The organism is Bradyrhizobium guangdongense (genome assembly GCF_006483445.1).
GTDB lineage: Bacteria > Pseudomonadota > Alphaproteobacteria > Rhizobiales > Xanthobacteraceae > Bradyrhizobium > Bradyrhizobium guangdongense_A.
Genome location: NZ_PPPT01000083.1, coordinates 1 through 17655, shown reverse-complemented (window position 1 = coordinate 17655; position 17655 = coordinate 1). Strand labels below are relative to the sequence as shown.

General features: G+C 64.8%; 20 protein-coding genes and 1 tRNA gene. 6 read left to right on the top strand and 15 right to left on the bottom strand.

The window, feature by feature from the left end:
* Positions 1-51: 51 nt before the first annotated feature.
* The 3 genes from C2U70_RS11885 to C2U70_RS11875 all read right to left on the bottom strand — a co-directional run bounded on the left by C2U70_RS11885 (position 52) and on the right by C2U70_RS11875 (position 2311).
* Entirely contained in the window at positions 52-795 is a 744-nt protein-coding gene (locus C2U70_RS11885; RefSeq protein ID WP_140978197.1) for a hypothetical protein, read from the bottom strand.
* 92 nt (positions 796-887) lie between these two features.
* On the bottom strand, positions 888-1757 hold the full coding sequence (locus C2U70_RS11880) for a DMT family transporter (protein WP_140978196.1): 870 nt from the start codon (positions 1755-1757) through the stop codon (positions 888-890).
* 107 nt (positions 1758-1864) lie between these two features.
* The gene (locus C2U70_RS11875) at positions 1865-2311 is read right to left on the bottom strand and encodes a hypothetical protein (protein WP_140978195.1); all 447 of its coding nucleotides are present in this window, start codon (positions 2309-2311) and stop codon (positions 1865-1867) included.
* A 293-nt stretch (positions 2312-2604) separates the two neighbouring features.
* Here C2U70_RS11875 and C2U70_RS11870 point away from each other — a divergent pair, with 293 nt between their 5' ends.
* Positions 2605-2868, top strand: a complete 264-nt coding sequence (locus C2U70_RS11870; protein WP_140978194.1) for a hypothetical protein — start codon at positions 2605-2607, stop codon at positions 2866-2868.
* A 22-nt stretch (positions 2869-2890) separates the two neighbouring features.
* Here C2U70_RS11870 and C2U70_RS11865 read toward each other — a convergent pair whose 3' ends face one another.
* Positions 2891-3352, bottom strand: coding sequence for a host attachment protein (locus tag C2U70_RS11865; RefSeq protein WP_140978193.1), 462 nt, complete (start codon positions 3350-3352; stop codon positions 2891-2893).
* A 70-nt stretch (positions 3353-3422) separates the two neighbouring features.
* Entirely contained in the window at positions 3423-3833 is a 411-nt protein-coding gene (locus tag C2U70_RS11860) for a DUF3775 domain-containing protein (protein ID WP_140978192.1), read from the bottom strand.
* A gap of 197 nt (positions 3834-4030) precedes the next feature.
* On the opposite strand from C2U70_RS11860, the gene C2U70_RS11855 reads away from it, so the two are divergent.
* Positions 4031-4300 (top strand): hypothetical protein, encoded by a 270-nt coding sequence (locus C2U70_RS11855; RefSeq protein ID WP_140978191.1) that lies wholly within the window; start codon positions 4031-4033, stop codon positions 4298-4300.
* A gap of 146 nt (positions 4301-4446) precedes the next feature.
* Here C2U70_RS11855 and C2U70_RS11850 read toward each other — a convergent pair.
* The 3 genes from C2U70_RS11850 to C2U70_RS11840 all read right to left on the bottom strand — a co-directional run bounded on the left by C2U70_RS11850 (position 4447) and on the right by C2U70_RS11840 (position 5857).
* Positions 4447-4523, bottom strand: a tRNA-Arg gene (locus C2U70_RS11850).
* A gap of 92 nt (positions 4524-4615) precedes the next feature.
* Positions 4616-5185 carry a hypothetical protein gene (locus C2U70_RS11845; protein ID WP_140978190.1) on the bottom strand — a complete coding sequence of 190 codons (570 nt, stop codon included), beginning with the start codon at positions 5183-5185 and terminating at the stop codon, positions 4616-4618.
* A gap of 162 nt (positions 5186-5347) precedes the next feature.
* Positions 5348-5857 (bottom strand): hypothetical protein, encoded by a 510-nt coding sequence (locus C2U70_RS11840; RefSeq protein WP_140978189.1) that lies wholly within the window; start codon positions 5855-5857, stop codon positions 5348-5350.
* 210 nt (positions 5858-6067) lie between these two features.
* Here C2U70_RS11840 and C2U70_RS11835 point away from each other — a divergent pair, with 210 nt between their 5' ends.
* Positions 6068-6451: a VOC family protein gene (locus C2U70_RS11835; RefSeq protein WP_140978188.1), complete on the top strand. Its 384-nt coding sequence runs from the start codon at positions 6068-6070 to the stop codon at positions 6449-6451.
* Positions 6452-6509: 58 nt separating this feature from the next.
* Here C2U70_RS11835 and C2U70_RS11830 read toward each other — a convergent pair whose 3' ends face one another.
* Positions 6510-6998: a hypothetical protein gene (locus tag C2U70_RS11830; protein WP_140978187.1), complete on the bottom strand. Its 489-nt coding sequence runs from the start codon at positions 6996-6998 to the stop codon at positions 6510-6512.
* A 259-nt stretch (positions 6999-7257) separates the two neighbouring features.
* Between C2U70_RS11830 and C2U70_RS11825 the strand changes: the two genes are divergently transcribed.
* The gene (locus C2U70_RS11825) at positions 7258-7608 is read left to right on the top strand and encodes a GrlR family regulatory protein (protein WP_140978200.1); all 351 of its coding nucleotides are present in this window, start codon (positions 7258-7260) and stop codon (positions 7606-7608) included.
* A gap of 6 nt (positions 7609-7614) precedes the next feature.
* Here the strand turns inward: C2U70_RS11825 and C2U70_RS11820 are convergent, their stop codons facing one another.
* A complete protein-coding gene (locus C2U70_RS11820; protein WP_140978199.1) occupies positions 7615-10302 on the bottom strand; it encodes a PAS domain S-box protein in 2688 nt (895 codons plus the stop codon).
* 93 nt (positions 10303-10395) lie between these two features.
* Here C2U70_RS11820 and C2U70_RS11815 point away from each other — a divergent pair, with 93 nt between their 5' ends.
* Positions 10396-11424 carry a cytochrome-c peroxidase gene (locus tag C2U70_RS11815; protein ID WP_140978186.1) on the top strand — a complete coding sequence of 343 codons (1029 nt, stop codon included), beginning with the start codon at positions 10396-10398 and terminating at the stop codon, positions 11422-11424.
* On the opposite strand, the gene C2U70_RS11810 is transcribed toward C2U70_RS11815, so the two are convergent.
* The 5 genes from C2U70_RS11810 to C2U70_RS11790 form a co-directional block, all read right to left on the bottom strand.
* Positions 11414-11731 (bottom strand): hypothetical protein, encoded by a 318-nt coding sequence (locus C2U70_RS11810; protein ID WP_140978185.1) that lies wholly within the window; start codon positions 11729-11731, stop codon positions 11414-11416. The genes C2U70_RS11815 and C2U70_RS11810 overlap by 11 nt on opposite strands.
* Before the next feature lie 127 nt (positions 11732-11858).
* The gene (locus C2U70_RS11805) at positions 11859-12776 is read right to left on the bottom strand and encodes a DMT family transporter (protein WP_140978184.1); all 918 of its coding nucleotides are present in this window, start codon (positions 12774-12776) and stop codon (positions 11859-11861) included.
* Positions 12777-12858: 82 nt separating this feature from the next.
* Entirely contained in the window at positions 12859-13653 is a 795-nt protein-coding gene (locus tag C2U70_RS11800; protein ID WP_140978183.1) for an NUDIX hydrolase, read from the bottom strand.
* 4 nt (positions 13654-13657) lie between these two features.
* Entirely contained in the window at positions 13658-14611 is a 954-nt protein-coding gene (locus tag C2U70_RS11795; RefSeq protein WP_140978182.1) for a dihydrodipicolinate synthase family protein, read from the bottom strand.
* 136 nt (positions 14612-14747) lie between these two features.
* On the bottom strand, positions 14748-15626 hold the full coding sequence (locus C2U70_RS11790; protein ID WP_140978181.1) for an SDR family oxidoreductase: 879 nt from the start codon (positions 15624-15626) through the stop codon (positions 14748-14750).
* A gap of 133 nt (positions 15627-15759) precedes the next feature.
* Between C2U70_RS11790 and recQ the strand changes: the two genes are divergently transcribed.
* Positions 15760-17625 (top strand): DNA helicase RecQ, encoded by a 1866-nt coding sequence (recQ, locus tag C2U70_RS11785; protein WP_140978198.1) that lies wholly within the window; start codon positions 15760-15762, stop codon positions 17623-17625.
* The last annotated feature ends 30 nt before the right edge of the window (positions 17626-17655 follow it).

Here is a 17655-nt window from a genome sequence, read left to right as displayed (position 1 = left end):
GGGCTTGTCCCGGCCATGACGAGACTACTGTCATCTCGCCTTGGCGACGCTCTAGCGCTTCCGCCGTCCTCTCGGCGCGAGGTGAATTCCGAGCGGATCGCGAAACTCACTGCGATGGCCGCGCCGGTCCTCGGCCTCAAAGCGCCGCTTCTTGGCCGTCGATCCGAACGCCTTGACGATGTCCTTGCCGTCGACCCTTTTGATGAGGTAGCCGCCTTCGGTCATACTGAAGGGTTCTTTCAGGCTTCCCAGATGATCGAATTTGGTGCCGCGCGGGTGTTCGAACGGCTCGAACCATGAGGGATAGACGAAGTTCGACATCGGCAGCCCATCGACCTTAAAGGACTCCTCCTCCACCGCATCGCACACCTCGTAGGCATACTGCGTGCGCTTGTTCTTGTCGGCCCACAGATTGGCCATGGGATCGAGCACCATTTCGAACAATTCGTGCGAGGCCGCCTGGCTCACGGCTTCGTCGGCCGCCAGCACCGTCTCGACAAAGATCTTTGAGATCGGCTGGCCACGGTAGGTCAGCTCATGACGGCCCAGCAGCCCCTTCCGCTGGTCCGGATTGTTCAGATAGATCATCTGCCAGTCCGTCGGCTTCGGATTGTCCGTGTTGTAGAGCTTGACCGGATAGCCCCAGACCGGAAGGAAGTGCTTGTCGTAGCATTTTTGCAGCGCCGCGGTGAGCTGCGCCATCGGCACGTCGAGCGATCGCTTGGCGTGATTGATGCAGGCGATCCGAACCGGCTTGCGGGCCCCGCCGAGCAATGGGCGCTTTTGTGTCGTCATGGCAATCACCGTCTGAAATCGAAGCTGAAATACGCGGCCACTCTAGCAACGGCGCGCGACACACGCCAGAGCTGTACGAAGTCACCGACTCGCTAGAAGCGCCGATTGACCAGAACCACCGCCGCCGCGCATAGCGCCATGCCGGCGACCGCGATGGCGTCGAGCTTTTCGCCGAACAGCAGGAAGGCCATCAGCGCCGTCACCGCGGGCACCAGGTAGAACAGGCTCGCGACCGAGGTCGCGGCGGCGTGCCGGATCAGCCAGTACAACAGCCCGATCGACCCGATCGACAGCACGATGGCGAGCCAGGCCAGCGCCAGGACGAACTCGCGGGTCCAGTGCACCACCCGGTCCTCGAACAGGAAGGCACCGATCGCAAAGAAGATCGTCACCGCGACGTACTGCACGAGGTTGCCGGCACGCCAGTCGATGTGATTGCAGTAGCGGCGCTGATAGAGCGTGCCGAGCGTGATGCTGATCAGCGACACGATTGAGGCGAGCCAGCCGAGCCCGGCATCCCCCGTCATCGGGCGATTGTGCAGGATCAGCACGACGCCGCCGAGGCCGAGCAGCAGCCCGCCCCATTGCAGCGGCGTGACCCGCTCGCCGAGCCAGCGGTTGGCGATGGTCGAGGTCAGGATCGGCTGCAGGCCGGGAATCAACGCCGAGAGGCCGGCGGGAATCGAATGCGCGATCGCGATTGCGGTGCCGCCGAGATAAAAGCCATGCACGAGAATGCCCGCGACCGCGCTGTGGAAGACGCCGGTGCGATCGGGCCAGGCCGGTCGTGCGATCGCCGCGATGATTGCCATCAGGCCGACCACGATCGCCATGCGAATGGCGAGATAGGTCAGCGGATCCGCGTTGGTGACGACGTATTTGGTGCCGATGAAACCGGTGCTCCAGAGCACCACGAACAGGATCGGCGCAATCCTCGCCAGATTTTCTTGATTATGGTTCATTGCCGCCCTCATTGCCCGACGACGGGCCGAGCGGCAATGCGAATTTACGCGTAGCCGATGTTGCGATGCAGGAGAAACGACTGAGGCAGCGGCGTCAGCTCAGCCGCTCACCATTCCTCAGGACAGGGATCGATGATCTTCCAGAGATCGACGCCGTTCTTGATCTTCTTCATCTCGGTGGTGAGCCCGCCATTGCGGCGGATCCAGTCCTTGACCGTGTCGGGGTAGTAGGACATCAGGTCGGACGTCCCTTCCGAGCTCGTGACCTTGATGCCGAAGGTGAAGGCCTTGTCGTAATAGGCCTGATGGAAGCCGAGGCTCGCCTTCGGCGTCACGCAAATCTTGTTCATGGGCACGATACCCAGCACCAGCGTGCAGGCCGAGTTGCAGATGCCGTCGATGATGACGCGCTCGCCCTTGTCGCGGATGCGCTTGTACTTGGTCTTGTACTCCTCGACATAGCCGCCGTGGTCGCGGGTGATATGCAGCTCCGCGCGCGCCGGCGTAGCGGCAGCGACAGCGAGCAACAACAGGCTTGAGAACGTGATGCGCATGCGAGGTGACGGCGAAGCCTTGTGGGACGCGGACCGACCTCGATAGAGACCCCCAAAGAGCCGGTCCGCCTGGACTCTCCGCTTGGACTTTTGGCCAAACTATGTTGGCAATCCGTTAAGCATCCAGAAAAGGCCAAAAATGGGCAGGTCGGAAGCCGCTCCCCGGCATTTCGACCGGCCCCACTCCCGAATCTGTGGAATCTGCTACCATTTCGACCAGTCCGGCAGGTACCCAGCCTGCCCGAAATCGCTATAAGATGCCGGTCTGTTAGCGCCGGCTCCGGAGAAATGAGATGAGCAAATTGACGCGTCTTGCCGCCTTGGCGGTGCTGTCGGCGGTGACTCTGGCCCCCGGGCTGGCGGAGGCGCGGCATCATCACCGCTACCATCGCCACTACGTGAATCCGCTGCCCTACCCGATCAGCTATCTGCACAATTACGGGCCCGGCGTGACGCCCGGCACCTTTGCCTATTATGACGGGCCCTCGACCAATCATTGCCGCCAGAGCGCGGCCGCCTATATCGGCCAGGATGGCCGCAGACACCCCTGCTATTAGGCCATGATCCGGACGGGCGCCGTTATTTGCCGGCGCCCGATTCCAGCAACTGCTTCTCGATCTCGTAGACCGGCAGTTTGACGAGGTCCTTGTGGATCTCGCCGCGCAGCGCCTTGCGCACGCTCGCCGAATAATCCTCGCGGATCATCCCGAGCGCGCGGGGCGATGCCACCATCGTCAGCGCAGCCGTCTCGCCGGAGCTGACGGCGGAGTCGAGCCGTCCGGCCAGGGTCTTGAGGAAGGCACGCTCGGCCTCGTCGTGCCAGTCGGTCTGCTCGACCGAGCTGCGGGCACTGCCGACCGAAGCGTTCAGCCGGCCGGGTGCGTCGGTCCCTTGCGCGCTGGTCGACGGATTGGGTTGCTCGTGGACCTCACGGGTGTGCAGATTGGGGAACATCCCGTCGCCGATATTTTCCAGGATCAGCGCCTTGCGGCCGTCACACACGACGAGCCACTCGCCCTTCTGGATTCTCATTTTGCTCATGCCAACACTCCGGGAAATCGTACGGTCGGACACCAACGTGGTGGCCGCCGTCGGGTTGCGTGACGATGGGTCAGAGATGCTCCTCGAACTCCTCGAAGGATTTTCCGAACTGCGCCATGGCTTCCTCGAGATAATCCGCCAGCATCGGCGTCCCGATCAGGTAGGACGCGGTGCGCCGGTTGTGAGCCTGGGCGGCCTGGGCATGCAGCTCGCGCCAATTGCCGAGATCGCCGTCGCCGCGGCCGAGCCAGGTCAGGGCAACGAGGTCGATCTGCTCGTCCATGTTGAGGTCGTGAATGAAACTGGTGAGCTCCGCACGATCGGTCGCCTCGCCACGCCCGCCGCGGCCGTAGCTCATGTCGTCATCCCCAGAGTCCAGGATGACGCCACCACCAGTGGCTCCGCTGTCGGACTGGCGCGACTTCGAGATGATAAAGAAGACCTTCTCCGGCGAAATCGACAGGTTCGGAATTGTCGTCATCGGTGCTCACCTCCCGAAGCGGCCGCTCGGCGGCTCCATTCCTTGAAAGACTAGCTTGGGAGGCGAGCGAGGTGATTGCGCGAGATCAAGGATGACGGACTGACTGAACATCCGTTCATCAGCATTACATTTCGGGGCCGCCACAATTTGAGCGGAACATGTTCGATATTCTGCGTGCGTAAGCGGAGGAGTACATCATGAAGCTTGGAATTGGCCTCGTTGCCGCGTCCCTGTTCGGCGCGCTCGCGGCTTCGCCGGCCGCCTCGGCCATGCCCGTCGCGCCCGCCCCGCAGGTGGCGCCTGATGTCGAGCAGGTTCGATACGTCTGCGACATCTATGGTCGCTGCTGGTGGCGCCCGAACTACTACTACGCGCCGAGGCCCTATTACCGGCCACGGTACTATGGCTACTACGGACCGCGAGTTTACGGACCGCGCGTCTATGGACCGCGCTACCGCTACTGGTGAGACGTCGAAAGGGGCCCTGTCGGGCCCCTTCGTTTTTTGTGATGCCGCGCTGCCAATCTGAAAAGAGTCCTCGGCGATGCCGGCGCGCGCAACGGTTGCGCGTCGCGACGGCAGTATCGGAACATAAAGAGAACGACATCGGAGAATGGCGCGCTCGGAAGGATTCGAACCTCCGACCCTCGGAATCGAAATCCGATGCTCTATCCAGCTGAGCTACGAGCGCGAGCGGCCCGGGTGCCGGGCCGATGTCGTGGTCGAATTAGCAGAGAGGTTCGCGGAGCAAAAGCCCCACAAGCGTGACCGCGGACGGCCGGCCTACCAGGTGTTGCCGAACAGGCCGTAATGCGGCTGCTGGGCCACCCTCATGGGACGGCCATATTGCGGCCCATAGCCGTATTGCGGGCCATAGCCATTCTGCGGCCCATAATATGGCGGCTGAACCGAGCGCGTCCTGGCGGCCTTGTGCTTCGGCGCTGGCGCAGATTGCGGCGCGGCTTGCGCCACCTGCGGCTTGGCCTCGACCGCAGCCTCGGCCTTCTTGCCGGCTGCAGCGTCAGTTTTGGGTTCCGGAGTGAACTGGGCGAAGGTATCGCGCACCCGCGCCTTCGCCGACAGATCGGCCAGCGCCTGGGATTGGGCGGCAGGAACCTGCTTCGGCGCCTCGGCCGTCTTCACCGGCGGTACGATCGTCGGCTGGCTGGTGTCGAGGACCACCCGCTCGGGCAGCTTCCGCTCAGAGCGGATCCGAATCAGCGGGACGTCGCTGGTCGAGGCCGCCGCAGCGACCGTCTCGACGTGAGCGGGCTGCGGCATGACGAAGTTGATACCGAACAGCAGGGCGAGCAACGCTCCGCCAGCGAACATGAAATAGCGAAAGATGGGCATTTTTGACGCGCTCCGCCCGTGCATTGACGCGCAGGCCTTTCGCCTTAACAGGCGATCCATTAATTGGTTCCCGGGGATCACGTCAGGTTCAACGCGACAGCGGGTATTTTTGGCGATGGCGAGGATGACGGTAACTCTTCCGCTACCCAAACGCGGCGAGCTTTAGGCACGCCGCGCAGCAACCGCCGCACACTTCGCCTGCATGGCGTTGATGTTGACGAAGCCGATATGGACCTGCGCAAATGTCTTGCGGCTCTTCATGTTGACGGTTTCGGGAAGCACGCGCTTGCGGTCCGTCAGATGGCTGCCGTCGCGGCGGTTGAAGGCGCAGGAGATCTCGACGTCCTTCACGGCATAGTCGTTGTCGTTTCGCAAGGTGAAGGTCATCAGCGCCTTCGAGCCGAGCCCGCCGCGCCGCCATGTCTGCGAGGAGATTCGCAAGCCCTGCAGCGCCGCTGCATCCGCGGACGACGACGCAAGGCCGACCGTGGTCCCCTCGGGCGCCGAAGGCGCAGCGAGGTTCGCAGACAACGGCTCGTTGCCGGCGACGTGACCGTTGGAGGCCGGCAAGACCAGCCAGATACCAAGGCCGAGGACCATGAGGGCAAAAAGTGTGACCAGGCTTCGCTTGCCGAAGCCGCTCCGTCCGATACGGGTAAGCCCTGCGCTCATCGATGCATCACCGAAGGTCGGGCGAGTCGTCGCAACCCTGCCGACTCAAATGCTAGCGAGCCGATACGGCCGTTTGACGGCGGACCGCCGCTGGTTATTCAACCAGCGAGACGACAGCAGGTTCCCGTCCCACCGACCGCATGTGGTCATCGCTCCACAGGCTCGCTAACATACGCTGCAATGCCGCAAGGCTTCATGGAGGAAATCGAAATGCCTGTCGTCACCTGGGATCACGTTCATCTGCGCAGCCCCGATCCGGAGACGACGGCAGCCTGGCTGCAGGATGTGCTCGGCGGCGAGATCGTGCGCGGTCCCGGCCGCATCGACGTCAAGCTCGGCGGCGCCAACATCTTCATCGCGCCGCTCGAGGCCGGCAAGCCGATGAACCCGCCGCCGCCGCATCCGCATCAGGGCCTCGACCATATCGGCCTCACGGTCAAGGACATCGACGCAGTCGCGGCCGAGATCAAGGCCAAGGGCGTCGAGTTCACGCGCGAGCCGACGACGATCCGCCCCGGCGTCCGCGTCTGCTTCATCCGCGGTCCGGAAAACATCTCCGTCGAGCTGCTCGAGCGCGACAAGAAATACGCCTGACGAGGGCGTATGCCTCGCTGCATCCGGCGTCACTCGGACGAGTGACGCCGTCGCCGGGTCAGGTCATGCTGCCCGGCATGAAGCACCGGATCGAGACACCCATGTAGCCGTAGACCGGCCACACCAAGGTGCGTCCGGCGCGATTGGGTTCCGAGATCACGGCCTCGGCGGGCACGTCGACCCAGATCAGCTCTTGCTGCTGACCGTTGGGCACATAGCCATAGCGCGGCACGCGGACGCGATAGTGGCTACCTTTGGCCTCCCAATCCGGATCCTCGAGCGACACGGCATCCGTGCCGTCACAGCATGGCCCCTTGCCGCTTTGAAGCTTCATGAACCAGTCATTGAGATCGGGACGGTTGTGATCGTGCGCGCGCACCAACGGTGCTGCGAACGTTACTAGCAGCAATGCAAAGCACGCGCTGCGTACGCCTCGCCAGCGCGTCGCGCTTCCGATCCGCCACCGCTTGGATTTACACCTGACATTGTCCAGACGCATACCGTACAGGCGCGGCTCATGGCCGCCGGAATCGATCCAGTTTGTCACGTTTGTCTTGCTCCAGCACCCCGCGGCCAGTGCATCAAAGTTTATGCATTTCGCGGGCCAGTTTGATTCGCCTTGACTGTCCTCGCCGCACCATGAGGCCGTCACACAGACGTCACTGCAAGCCGGGACAACTACGGCTCGCGGAGAGCGCGCAAATGCGCGGTCTGCAGCCAAACTGCCGCGTTGCGCGGGCTAACGCGCTTTGGCATAAAAGATGGACCGGTCAGCCGAGGGCGAAGGTGACCGGCCGCGGGACGCGATGAAGAACGGCCTCTATTCGATCCATGTGACGCTGCTCGACGGGCGCGTCGGCAAAGGCAGCGGCGTGATCCTGTTTCGCGACGGGCAGATCCTCGGCGGCGATGCCTATCTCTATTACACCGGCAGCTACACGGTGAAGGACAACACCTTCAGGGGCGAAGTGCTGGTGCAGCGACACACCTCGCCGCGGGGCGACGACAACCCGCTGTTCGGCGGACCGGCCGCAGTCGGCATCGGCGTCTCCGGGACGTTCACCGACACGACCGCGGAGATGACGGGAACCGCACTCGTCGGCAAGGCCAGCCAGATTTTTGGCGCGACGCTGCGCAGGCTCGCCGACACCAACTAGCGCGAGCTATTCCGCGGCCTGCTCCAGCGGCGCGACGCGCGGCAAAATCATCTGGATGCGCGTGCCCTCGCCCGCCTCGGAATCGAGATCGAGCCGCCCGCCAAGCCGGTTGGTGACGATGCTGTAGACGATGTGCAGCCCGAGCCCGGTGCCGCCCTGGTCGCGCCTTGTCGTGAAGAACGGATCGAAGGCGCGACGGCGCACGTCGAGCGACATGCCGCAGCCATTGTCAGAGAAGATGACCTCGACATTGTCCTTGCCTGATTCACGCACCTGGATGTCGATGATGCCGGGTCGTCCGTCCGGGAAGGCGTGGGCGACCGAATTCAGGAACAGGTTCGTCAGCACCTGGCCGTAAGGGCCGGGATAGCTGTTCATGATCAGATTGGGCTGGCACTCGACGTTGAGCGTCAGATTGTGTTTGCGCAAACCCGGCCGCAGGCTCATCACCACCTGCTCGGTGAGATCGGCGAGATCGAAGGTGCGCTGGTCGGAATAGTTGCGGTCGGCGGCGACCTGCTTGAACGACTGGATCAGCTCGGCCGCGCGATTGAGATTGGCGACGAGCTGCGAGGACGCATCGCGGCTGGTGTTGAGATACTCGTTGAGCGTCGAACGGCGCAGCTCGCCCCGCTCGACCTCGGCGGTGAACATCGCCGTCTTCCGCTCCAATGCGGAGGCAACCGTCAGGCTGATGCCGACGGGGTTGTTGACCTCATGCGCGACGCCCGCCACGAGGCGCCCGAGCGCAGCCAGCTTCTCGGCCTCGATCAGCGAGGCCTGGGTCTCGCGCAGATTGCGCAGCGCCGTCTCGGCCGCCTCCTTCGCTTTCCGCATCTCCTGCTCGCCGCGCTTGCGCTCGCCGATGTCGAGCGCCACGGTGACGATCCGCTCGATCTCGCCTTCGGCGTCGAGCAGCGGCAGCTTGTTGACCAGCCATTGCCGCATGTTGCCGGAGGAATCCTTGTATTCCTCCTCGTAGAAGCCGAGGCCCTTGCGGAGCTTCAGCACCCGCTTGTCGTTCTCGTCGGTCTTGGCCGCACCATAACGCGACATCAGGTCGGCGGTCGTGCGTCCCAACGCGTCGCCGGGCTCGATGCCAAAGATGCCGGCCATGTAGCGGTTCATCAGCACGTAGCGCAGGTCGCGGTCCTTGACGTTGATCACGGCCGGCACGGTGTCGATAACCTGCTGCAGAAGACGCCGGCCTTCGGCGATCGCGTCTTCGGCGCGCTTCTGGTCGGTGATGTCCCGCAGCGTGCCTTCATAGCGGACGATCTGCCCCTGCTCGTCCCGCACCACGGTAGCGCTGTCTGAGAGCCACAAGATGTTGCCGCCGCGCTGGCGCACCTGGTACTCGAACTCGCGCACCATGCCGTCGCGCTCCATCAGCCGCTGGTATTCGACGCGCGCGTCCGGGTGTACGTAGATGGTGTGGGCGATGTCGCTGATGCTGTCGATGAGCTGCTGCGGGCTGTCATAACCCATCATCCGCGCCAGCGCCGGATTGGCGTTGAGGAGGTCGCCGGCCGGCGTGGTCACGTAGATGCCGTCGACCGAGCCCTCGAACAGTTTTCGGTAGCTTTCTTCGGCCAGGCGCTGCTCGGTGAGTGCGCGCACCGCCGCTTCACGCGCGGTGTCGGCCTCCTCCAGCGCGCGACGGAACACCTCCGCGGCCCGCGCAATGTCGCCGATCTCGTTGTCGAGGTCGGCCGAGGGGATCGACGTGTTCTTCTCGCCGCCGGCCAGCGCCCGGATCGAGCGGGCGATGCGGGCGAGCGGACGGACCGTCCGGCGCACCACGAACAGCGCGGCCGCCAGCCCAATCAGCACGCCGATGGTCCCGAGCACGATGCTCTGCCATTTCGCCTCGGCCAGCGTGCGCGCGAAATCGCGCGACAGCACATGGCCGCGGCGGGCGCTGACTTCACGCAGCAATTCGGTGACGCGGCCGATCAGCCGCCCTTCCGATCCCAGCACCTCGCGGTCGATATCGGCGATCTGCCGCTCGCGGACCGCAACTGCGATGATCGCCTCGGCGTAATTGTCGACCGCCGATTTCAGCCTGGCGTCGGCGATGACCTGCCGGCGCATGCTCTGGGCCGCCTGCTCGGCCGCGGACGGGTTGCGGGCCAGCAGTCCCAGCGCAATGCGGCTCTGGGCCTCGCCGAGGCGCGCGGCAAGATCGTGATCGGCCGTATCAGCGACCGCAGCATCGAACTGCTCGCGCAGCGGCGGCAGGCCCGCGATGAGCTGGGCGCGGCGGTCGATCAGGGCCGAGATGCGCTCGAGCCCGGTGCGGTAGGTCGCAAGGCGCTCGGTGACGCCGTCGATCATGTCCTGCTGCTCGGGCGCGAGCTCGATGCGGGTCTTTTTCAGGATGTCGCTGAGGGTGGATGCGGCCTCGCCCACCTGCTTGAACTGGATGCCCGCGCCGGGGTCGGTGACGAAGTCGCGCGCGGCGAGCCGGAGCTCGTTCATGCGGCGGTCGATGTCCTCGGCCAGGTCGCCGACGCTCTGGAGCCGCTGCAGCTCGGCGAAGGTCGAATCGATGTGACGGATCGCGATCACGCTTGCGGTCGAGGTGACGATGATCACCGCCAGCACGAGCAGGAAGCTGCCGAACGTCAACTGACCGATCGATAGCGAAAACTTTCGCTTCGCGTGCGAATTCGCCGACAATTCCGAAGGCATGCTGTTGAGACCGGGCTCCTGAGGGTCGTAATATACGACGTATTTCATGTCAGGGGGAACATGCCGGGGGCAACCGACAGGTCGATATGGCTAATGCCGATCTGCGCCTCCCTGCGCGCCTTGGCCGCATTGGCGCTGCTGTTGAGCTATGGAATCGGCGATTCCGACGCCGCCGAGCCCGACCGCGCAGCCCGGATGGCGACCTTCGCGCGGCCCGCCACGGTGCCGTTCCCGGCCGACAACCCCTATTCGCCTGAGAAGGCCGAACTCGGCCGCATGCTGTTCTTCGATCCCCTGCTATCGGCTTCCCGCACCATCGCCTGCGCCACCTGCCACCATCCGCGGCTGGCCTGGGGCGACGGCCTGCCACGCGCGGTCGGCGAAGCGCGCGCGCCCCTGCCGTTCCGTTCGCCGACCATGCTGGGCGCAGCCTGGCTGCAGGCCTGGGGCTGGGACGGCAAGTTCCGCAGCCTCGAGGCCGTGGCGTTCACGCCGCTCAATGCGGCCGCCAATATGGGCCGCAACGAGCAGGAGCTGTTGCGCGACATCGCGGCTGACGCGACCTACCGAGCCACGTTCGACAAGCTATTTCCAGGCGAAGGTGTGACCCGCTCGACCGTCGAGCGGGCGCTGGCGACCTACGAGCGCACCATCGTGCCTGACATCGCGCCGTTCGACCGCTGGGTCGCGGGCAATGAGACCGCGATATCGGATGCCGCCAAGCGCGGCTTCGACCTGTTCACGGGAAAAGCCGCATGCGGCGAGTGCCATTCCTCCTGGCGCTTCACCGACGATTCCTTCCATGACATCGGCACCGGCGCGGAAAACGAACCCGGCCGCGGGCGGCTGTTCCCGAACTCGGTCAAACTGCGCCACGCCTTCAAGGTGCCGACGCTGCGCGACGTCGCCAAGCGCGCGCCCTATATGCATGACGGCTCGCTGCCGACGCTGGAGAGCGTGATCGCCTTCTACGACCGTGGCGGCGTCGACCGTCCGAGTCGCGCCCCGCATATCCGTCCTCTGGCCCTAAGCGCGCGCGACCATGACGACCTCATCGCCTTCCTGCAGGCGTTGACGGGTGACGCCGCGCAGTCCAGCGCGGGAATCGTCCCTACTCCCTGACCTCGACCACCATCTTCATCTGCGGATGAATGGCGCAGTTGATGATGTAGATGCCGGCGCGCGAGAACACGATGTCGCGCGTCTCGCCCGGCGGGATGTCGCCGGTGTCGGCCGCAAATTGCGGGGTCTCGACGAAGGCGTGATGGAAGAACGTCTCGTCATTGGCGAAATGCACGACGCTGCCCGCCGCCACCGTCAGCCGCGCCGGCGCAAAAATCTTGCCGGTCTGACGCACCTCGAACTCGGCACCGATGGCGGCGCCCGTGGCGAGTCCGATCATGGCGGCGATGGAGGCACTACGTTTCATGACAAATGGCTTGTGATGCAGCCCTGCAGCAATTTCGCCGGAGCCTGACGTCAGGCTATCAGGTCCACCTCCCCCAAATTGTGGAGAATCGCACAATTCCAACAGAAATTCGGCCCGCTGCCGGGCCTTATGCGGCCGTCCGGACCGCCGCTGTCGCGCGGGGCGGAATGGTCATGGCGGCAACGCCGACGACGACGCAGGCAAGCCCGATCCATGCCGTCTTGCTCAGGGTCTCGCCCAGCAATCCCACGCTGAGCGCCACGCCGATCGGCACGCGCAGATAGGCCTGCGCTGTCGTGCCGACCGAGCCGAGTGTCTGGATCAGGCGGAAATAGATCGTAAACGCTGCAGCAGTGGAGAACACCGCCAGCGCGAGCAGTGCCAGCACCGAGCTCAGCGACGGCGACAGCGTCCAGGGCTGCTCGAAGGCGAGCGAGGCCGGGATCAACACCGCGGCCCCCGCCAGCAGCGAGCCGGCGGCCGGCGCCGTCGGATCGAGCCCTTTGAAGCTGCGACCGAAGATCGCCGCGCAGGCATAGCAGATGGTGGCGGCGACGATGGCGGCCTCCGCGATGAGGCCGCGGTCGAGATCGTGCAACGCATCGACGCCGACGATCAGCAGAATGCCGGCCATGCCCGCGACAACGCCGAACAGTTTTCGCGGACTCGTCGCCTCATGCCGGGTCACGATCGCCGTGAGCAGGAAGGTGAAGATCGGGCCGGCCGAGTTGAGGATGGTAGCAAGCGCCGCATCGACGTGGCGCTCGCCCCAGGCGATCAGCGTCCACGGGATGACGCTGTTGAGCACGGCCTGGAAGGCGAAGCGGCGCCAGGTCGGAAGGTCCGTCGGCATGGTGACGCCGCGCAGGCGCATCACGAAGAGCAGCAGCAGGCCCGCAATCGCGGTGCGCAATGCGATCAGCGTAATCGGCGGGATGGTGGCGACACCGAGCTTGATGAAGGTGTAGGAGCCGCCCCACAGCGTTGCGAGCAGGACGAGCAGCGCCAGCTCGGCGGCGATATTGGTGCTTTGCCGATCGTCCATGGTCAGCCGTTCCGTCCCGATTCCTGCTCATGGAATCTACATCGGTCGGAGCTTGCGATAGTTCGCTGTGGCTCGAAGTGTCCTAGCCGGCTGCGCTGACGTCAAAAACCTCACCGTCATAGCCGGCCTCGCGGGGGATGCGGAGCTGGCGACCGGTTGCGGTCTTGGTCATGACCGGCATGACCGTCACGATCGACATGTCGCGGGCGTGGCCGAGCGCAGCCGTGACGTTCGGCTGCATGGCGAGCCTGATCAGATTGCGCGTGGTCGGGAACGGCAGGATGAAACGTCCGGTCTTGCCGCCCTCCACCGCCTCACGCGGCGAGACCCAGATCGAATCCGTCGACTCCCGTCCGTCATGGGCGCCGAGCTGATCCGGAGGAGCTGCGGCAAGGAAGAACCAGGTGTCAAATCGCTTCGGCATGCCCTCCGGCGTGATCCAGTGCGCGTAGGGCACGAGCGTGTCGAGCGCGAGCTGGAGGCCGTTGTCGGCCAAAATGCTGAGGAAGCTGATCTTGTGCTCGTTGAGCGCGACGCGATGCGCATCCGCGAGCTCGCCGGCACGCCTGGCATCGACCGGCGCGGTCGATCCTTTTTGGCGCGCCAGCAAGATGCCGCTCTCCTCAAACGTCTCGCGGATCGCGGCGATGCGAAAACCGCGATCAGATTCGCTAAGACCTTCGCCGCCGGAATACAGGTCCGATCGCGCGACGATCTCCTGGTCGCCGGCATCGACGCTGCCACCGGGAAACACCAGCGCGCCCGAGTTGAATTCGATCTGATGATGGCGAACCATCATGAAGACCTCAATGTCCGTCGCGCCATCGCGCAAGAGGAGGATCGTGGACGCGGGACGAACGGCGGCGGTCTCGGCCATGGAGTTATCCTGCTGCGCTGGACTGCGGTTGGAGATTGGCGCGCTTGTCTACCTTGGCGACGCGCGACAGGAGATAGTCGACCTCGGCCCTCGCGGCCGGCGTGATGGTCGCCCCTGGCTTGCGCTGCGCGCTGGAGGCAATGATGCCGCGCTTCTGCAGCACGTATTTGCGCACGGCCAGGCCCGCGCCCGGCTGCTGCTCATAACGGATCAGCGGCAAATGCGCGTCGAACAAATCATGCGCGGCGTCGCGCTTGCCTTCCTTCGACAGGCGCACGACGTCGATCAGCAGTTCCGGGAAGGCGTAGCCGGTCATGGCGCCGTCGGCGCCGCGCTCCATCTCGAAATCCAGGAAAAGCCCGCCGTTGCCGCAGAGGATCGAGAGCGGCCGCAGCGAGCCATCCTTCTGGAAATTGCGCAGCGTCGAGATTTTTTCAAGGCCCGGCCAATCCTCGTGCTTGAGCATCACGCAATTCGCATTGTCCATGACGATCTTGCGGATCACGGCGGGCGTGAAGACAACCGACAGCGTCAACGGATAATCCTGGAGCACCCAGGGAATATCGGGCCCGATCGCTTCGGCCGCCTGCTTGAAATAGCCCGTGATCTGGTCGTCGGTGCGGAGCGAGGGCGGCGGCGCGATCATCACGCCGGCGGCGCCCGCGTCCATCGAGGCCTTCGCCAGCGAGCGCATGGTGGCAAAGCCCGGCGCGGAGACGCCGACGATCACCTGCATTGTCTTTGCGCGCTTGACGAAGCGCACCGCCACCTGCTCGGCCTCGGCGGCATCGAGCTTCGGCGCCTCGCCGAGAATGCCGAGCACGGTCACGCCGTCGCAGCCGACCTCCTCGTAGAAATCGGTCAGGCGGTCGATCGAGCGCTCATCGATGCGGCCGTCATCGCTAAACGGCGTCGGCGCGATCGCAAAGGTGCCCTTGGCTTCGGCGGTGAGTTTCATCAGTCGTCCTCGTCTCTCTCTGCTCGTCATTCCGGGATGTCCCGAAGGGACAGGCCCGGAATCCATCGTGCCGCATGTCCGCGGCGAAATGGATACCGGGCTCGCGATTTCGTCGCGCCCCGGAATGACAGTGTAGCTAAAACCGCCGCGCGCCCATCTTGATCTGCTCCTCGGAGAAGAAGATCTCCTTGGCGTGATCGACGATGTCCTGGGCGTTCCAGCCCGTGTGCGGCGGTTTCCAGCCTTCCATCTCCATCATCCGCATTTCGCGCACGCCGCGGGGACCGGACACGCCCAGCACCTTGCCGGTCTGGTCGCCCGACAAATCGCTGACCATGTATAGCACGGCCGGCGCGATGCCGTCCGGCCCGAGCGCCGCGCCGGGGTTCTCCTTGTAGCGGGGCAGGTCTGCGGTCATGCGGGTCAGCGCGCCCGGCGCGAGCGTCCAGATCCGGATGTTGTACTTGCGGCCCTCGATGGCGAGCACATTGGACAGGCCCCAGATGCCGCCCTTGGCTGCGCCGTAATTGGTCTGGCCGAAATTCCCGATCAGGCCCGACGTCGAGGACGTGTTGACGATGACGCCGCCGCCGTTCTCGCGCATCCAGCGGAACACCGGCATGGTGCAGCAGAACGTGCCCTTCAGATGCACCTTGATGACCTTGTCCCAGTCGGACTCCGAGGCCTTATGAAAGGTCTGGTCGCGCAAGATGCCGGCATTATTGACGAGGATGTCGGCGCGACCAAAATTCTTGATGGCGTCGTCGAACACCGACTGGCCGCCTTCCATGGTGGAGATGTCGGCGCCGTTGGCGACCGCCCTGCCCCCCTCGGCCTTGATCGCGTCCACCACAAGCTGGGCCATCGACTTGTCGGCGCCGGAGCCGTCGCGGGGCCCGCCGAGGTCGTTGACGACGACGGCCGCACCTTCGCGCGCGAACAGTTTTGCGTAGGCCTCACCAAGCCCGCCGCCCGCGCCGGTGATCAGCGCAACCTTGCCGTCGAGTAGTCCCATGGTCGCTTCTCCCTGATTGTTGTTCTTCGCCTCTCCCCGCTTGCGGGGAGAGGGAGAAGATACAGGCTTGTCTTGGGCTGACAGCCATGCGACTGGCGATCAGCGCAGTCCAAAAGCCGATTCCATCACGCCGATGTCCGTATCCTCGACCGCTCCGTTGACCACGCCGGACCAGGGCCGCGACGCGCTGTCCGTGCTGCATTCGGTGTTCGGCCTGCCGGGTTTTCGCGGCGCGCAGGAACAGATCGTCTCGCATGTGACCGCTGGCGGCAATTGCCTGGTGCTGATGCCGACCGGCGGCGGCAAGTCGCTGTGCTACCAACTGCCGGCGCTGCTGCGCGAGGGCTGCGGCATCGTGGTCTCACCGCTGATCGCGCTGATGCGCGACCAGGTCGCGGGCCTGATCGAGGCAGGCGTCAATGCCGCCGCGCTCAACTCGTCGCTGACGCCGCAGGAGGCCTCTGATGTCGAGCGGCGGCTGATCGCCGGCGATCTCGACCTGCTCTATGTCGCGCCGGAACGTCTGGTCACGCCGCGCTGCCTGTCATTGCTGGCGCAAGCCAAGGTGTCGCTGTTTGCGATCGATGAGGCGCACTGCGTCTCGCAATGGGGCCATGATTTTCGCCCGGAATATGTCGCGCTGTCGATCATTGCCGAACGCTTTCCGAACGTGCCACGGATCGCGCTCACCGCGACCGCGGACGAATTGACGCGCAAGGAGATCGTCGAGCGGCTTTCGCTCACGGACGCACCGCAATTCGTCTCCAGCTTCGACCGGCCGAACATCCGCTACGAGATCGTCGACAAGCGCAACGCGGTGTCGCAGCTCAAGGAGTTCATCCGGGAGCGTCATGCGGGCGACGCCGGCGTCGTCTACTGCCTCTCGCGCAATCGGGTGGAAGAGGTCGCGGCCGCGCTCAGTGACGCCGGCGTTCCGGCCCTGCCCTATCACGCCGGGCTCGACGGAGCGTTGCGCTCACGCAACCAGGATCGCTTCCTCAACGAGGACGGCATCGTGATCGTCGCGACCGTCGCCTTCGGGATGGGCATCGACAAGCCGGACGTGCGTTTCGTCGCGCATCTCGACCTGCCCAAGAGCATCGAGGCCTATTACCAGGAGACGGGCCGCGCGGGACGCGACGGCAAGCCATCCGCGGCGTGGATGGCCTATGGCCTGCAGGACATCGTGCAGCAGCGCCGGATGATCGACGAATCAGCGGCATCAGACGAGTTCAAGCGGGTGTCGATCGGCAAGCTCGACGCGCTGGTTGGGCTTGCCGAGACAGCGCATTGCCGGCGCAAGCGGCTGCTCGCTTATTTTGGCGAGACACTCGCGGGCGACAATTGCGGCAATTGCGACAACTGCCTCTCGCCGCCAAAACTCCGCGACGGAAAGGTGCTGGCGCAAAAGCTGCTCTCCTGCGTCTACCGCACCGGGCAACGCTTTGGCGCGATGCACCTGATCGACGTGCTGATCGGGCGCCTGACCGAGAAGGTGACGCAGTTCGGCCACGACAAGCTCACGGTGTTCGGCATCGGTCGCGAGCTCAACGAAAAGCAGTGGCGTACGGTGCTGCGGCAACTGGTGGCAATGGGTCATCTGCAGAGCGACAGCGAGGCCTTTGGTGCGCTGAAGCTGACGGAGTCCTCACGCGCGGTGCTGCGCGGCGAGACCGACATCTGGCTGCGCGAGGAGGCGCCCGGCACGAAGGTTCGCGCCAGCCGCACAAAATCCCGTCGCGGCGATCTGGCGCCAACGGCCAGCGCACCGCAAGGCGACGTCGATCCCGAGCTTCGCACGCGCCTGCGCGCCTGGCGTTCCGACATCGCCCGCGAGCGCGGCGTCCCCGCCTATGTCGTGCTGCACGACGCCACCATCGACGGCATCGTGCGGGCCTGGCCGACGACGCTGGACGAACTCCGCAACGTGCCCGGCATCGGCGACAAGAAGCTCGAGCATTACGGCGAGGAGCTGCTGCGGCTGGTCAGGACGCGCTAGGAGTGCCCCGGCCGTAGATGGGGTAACGGG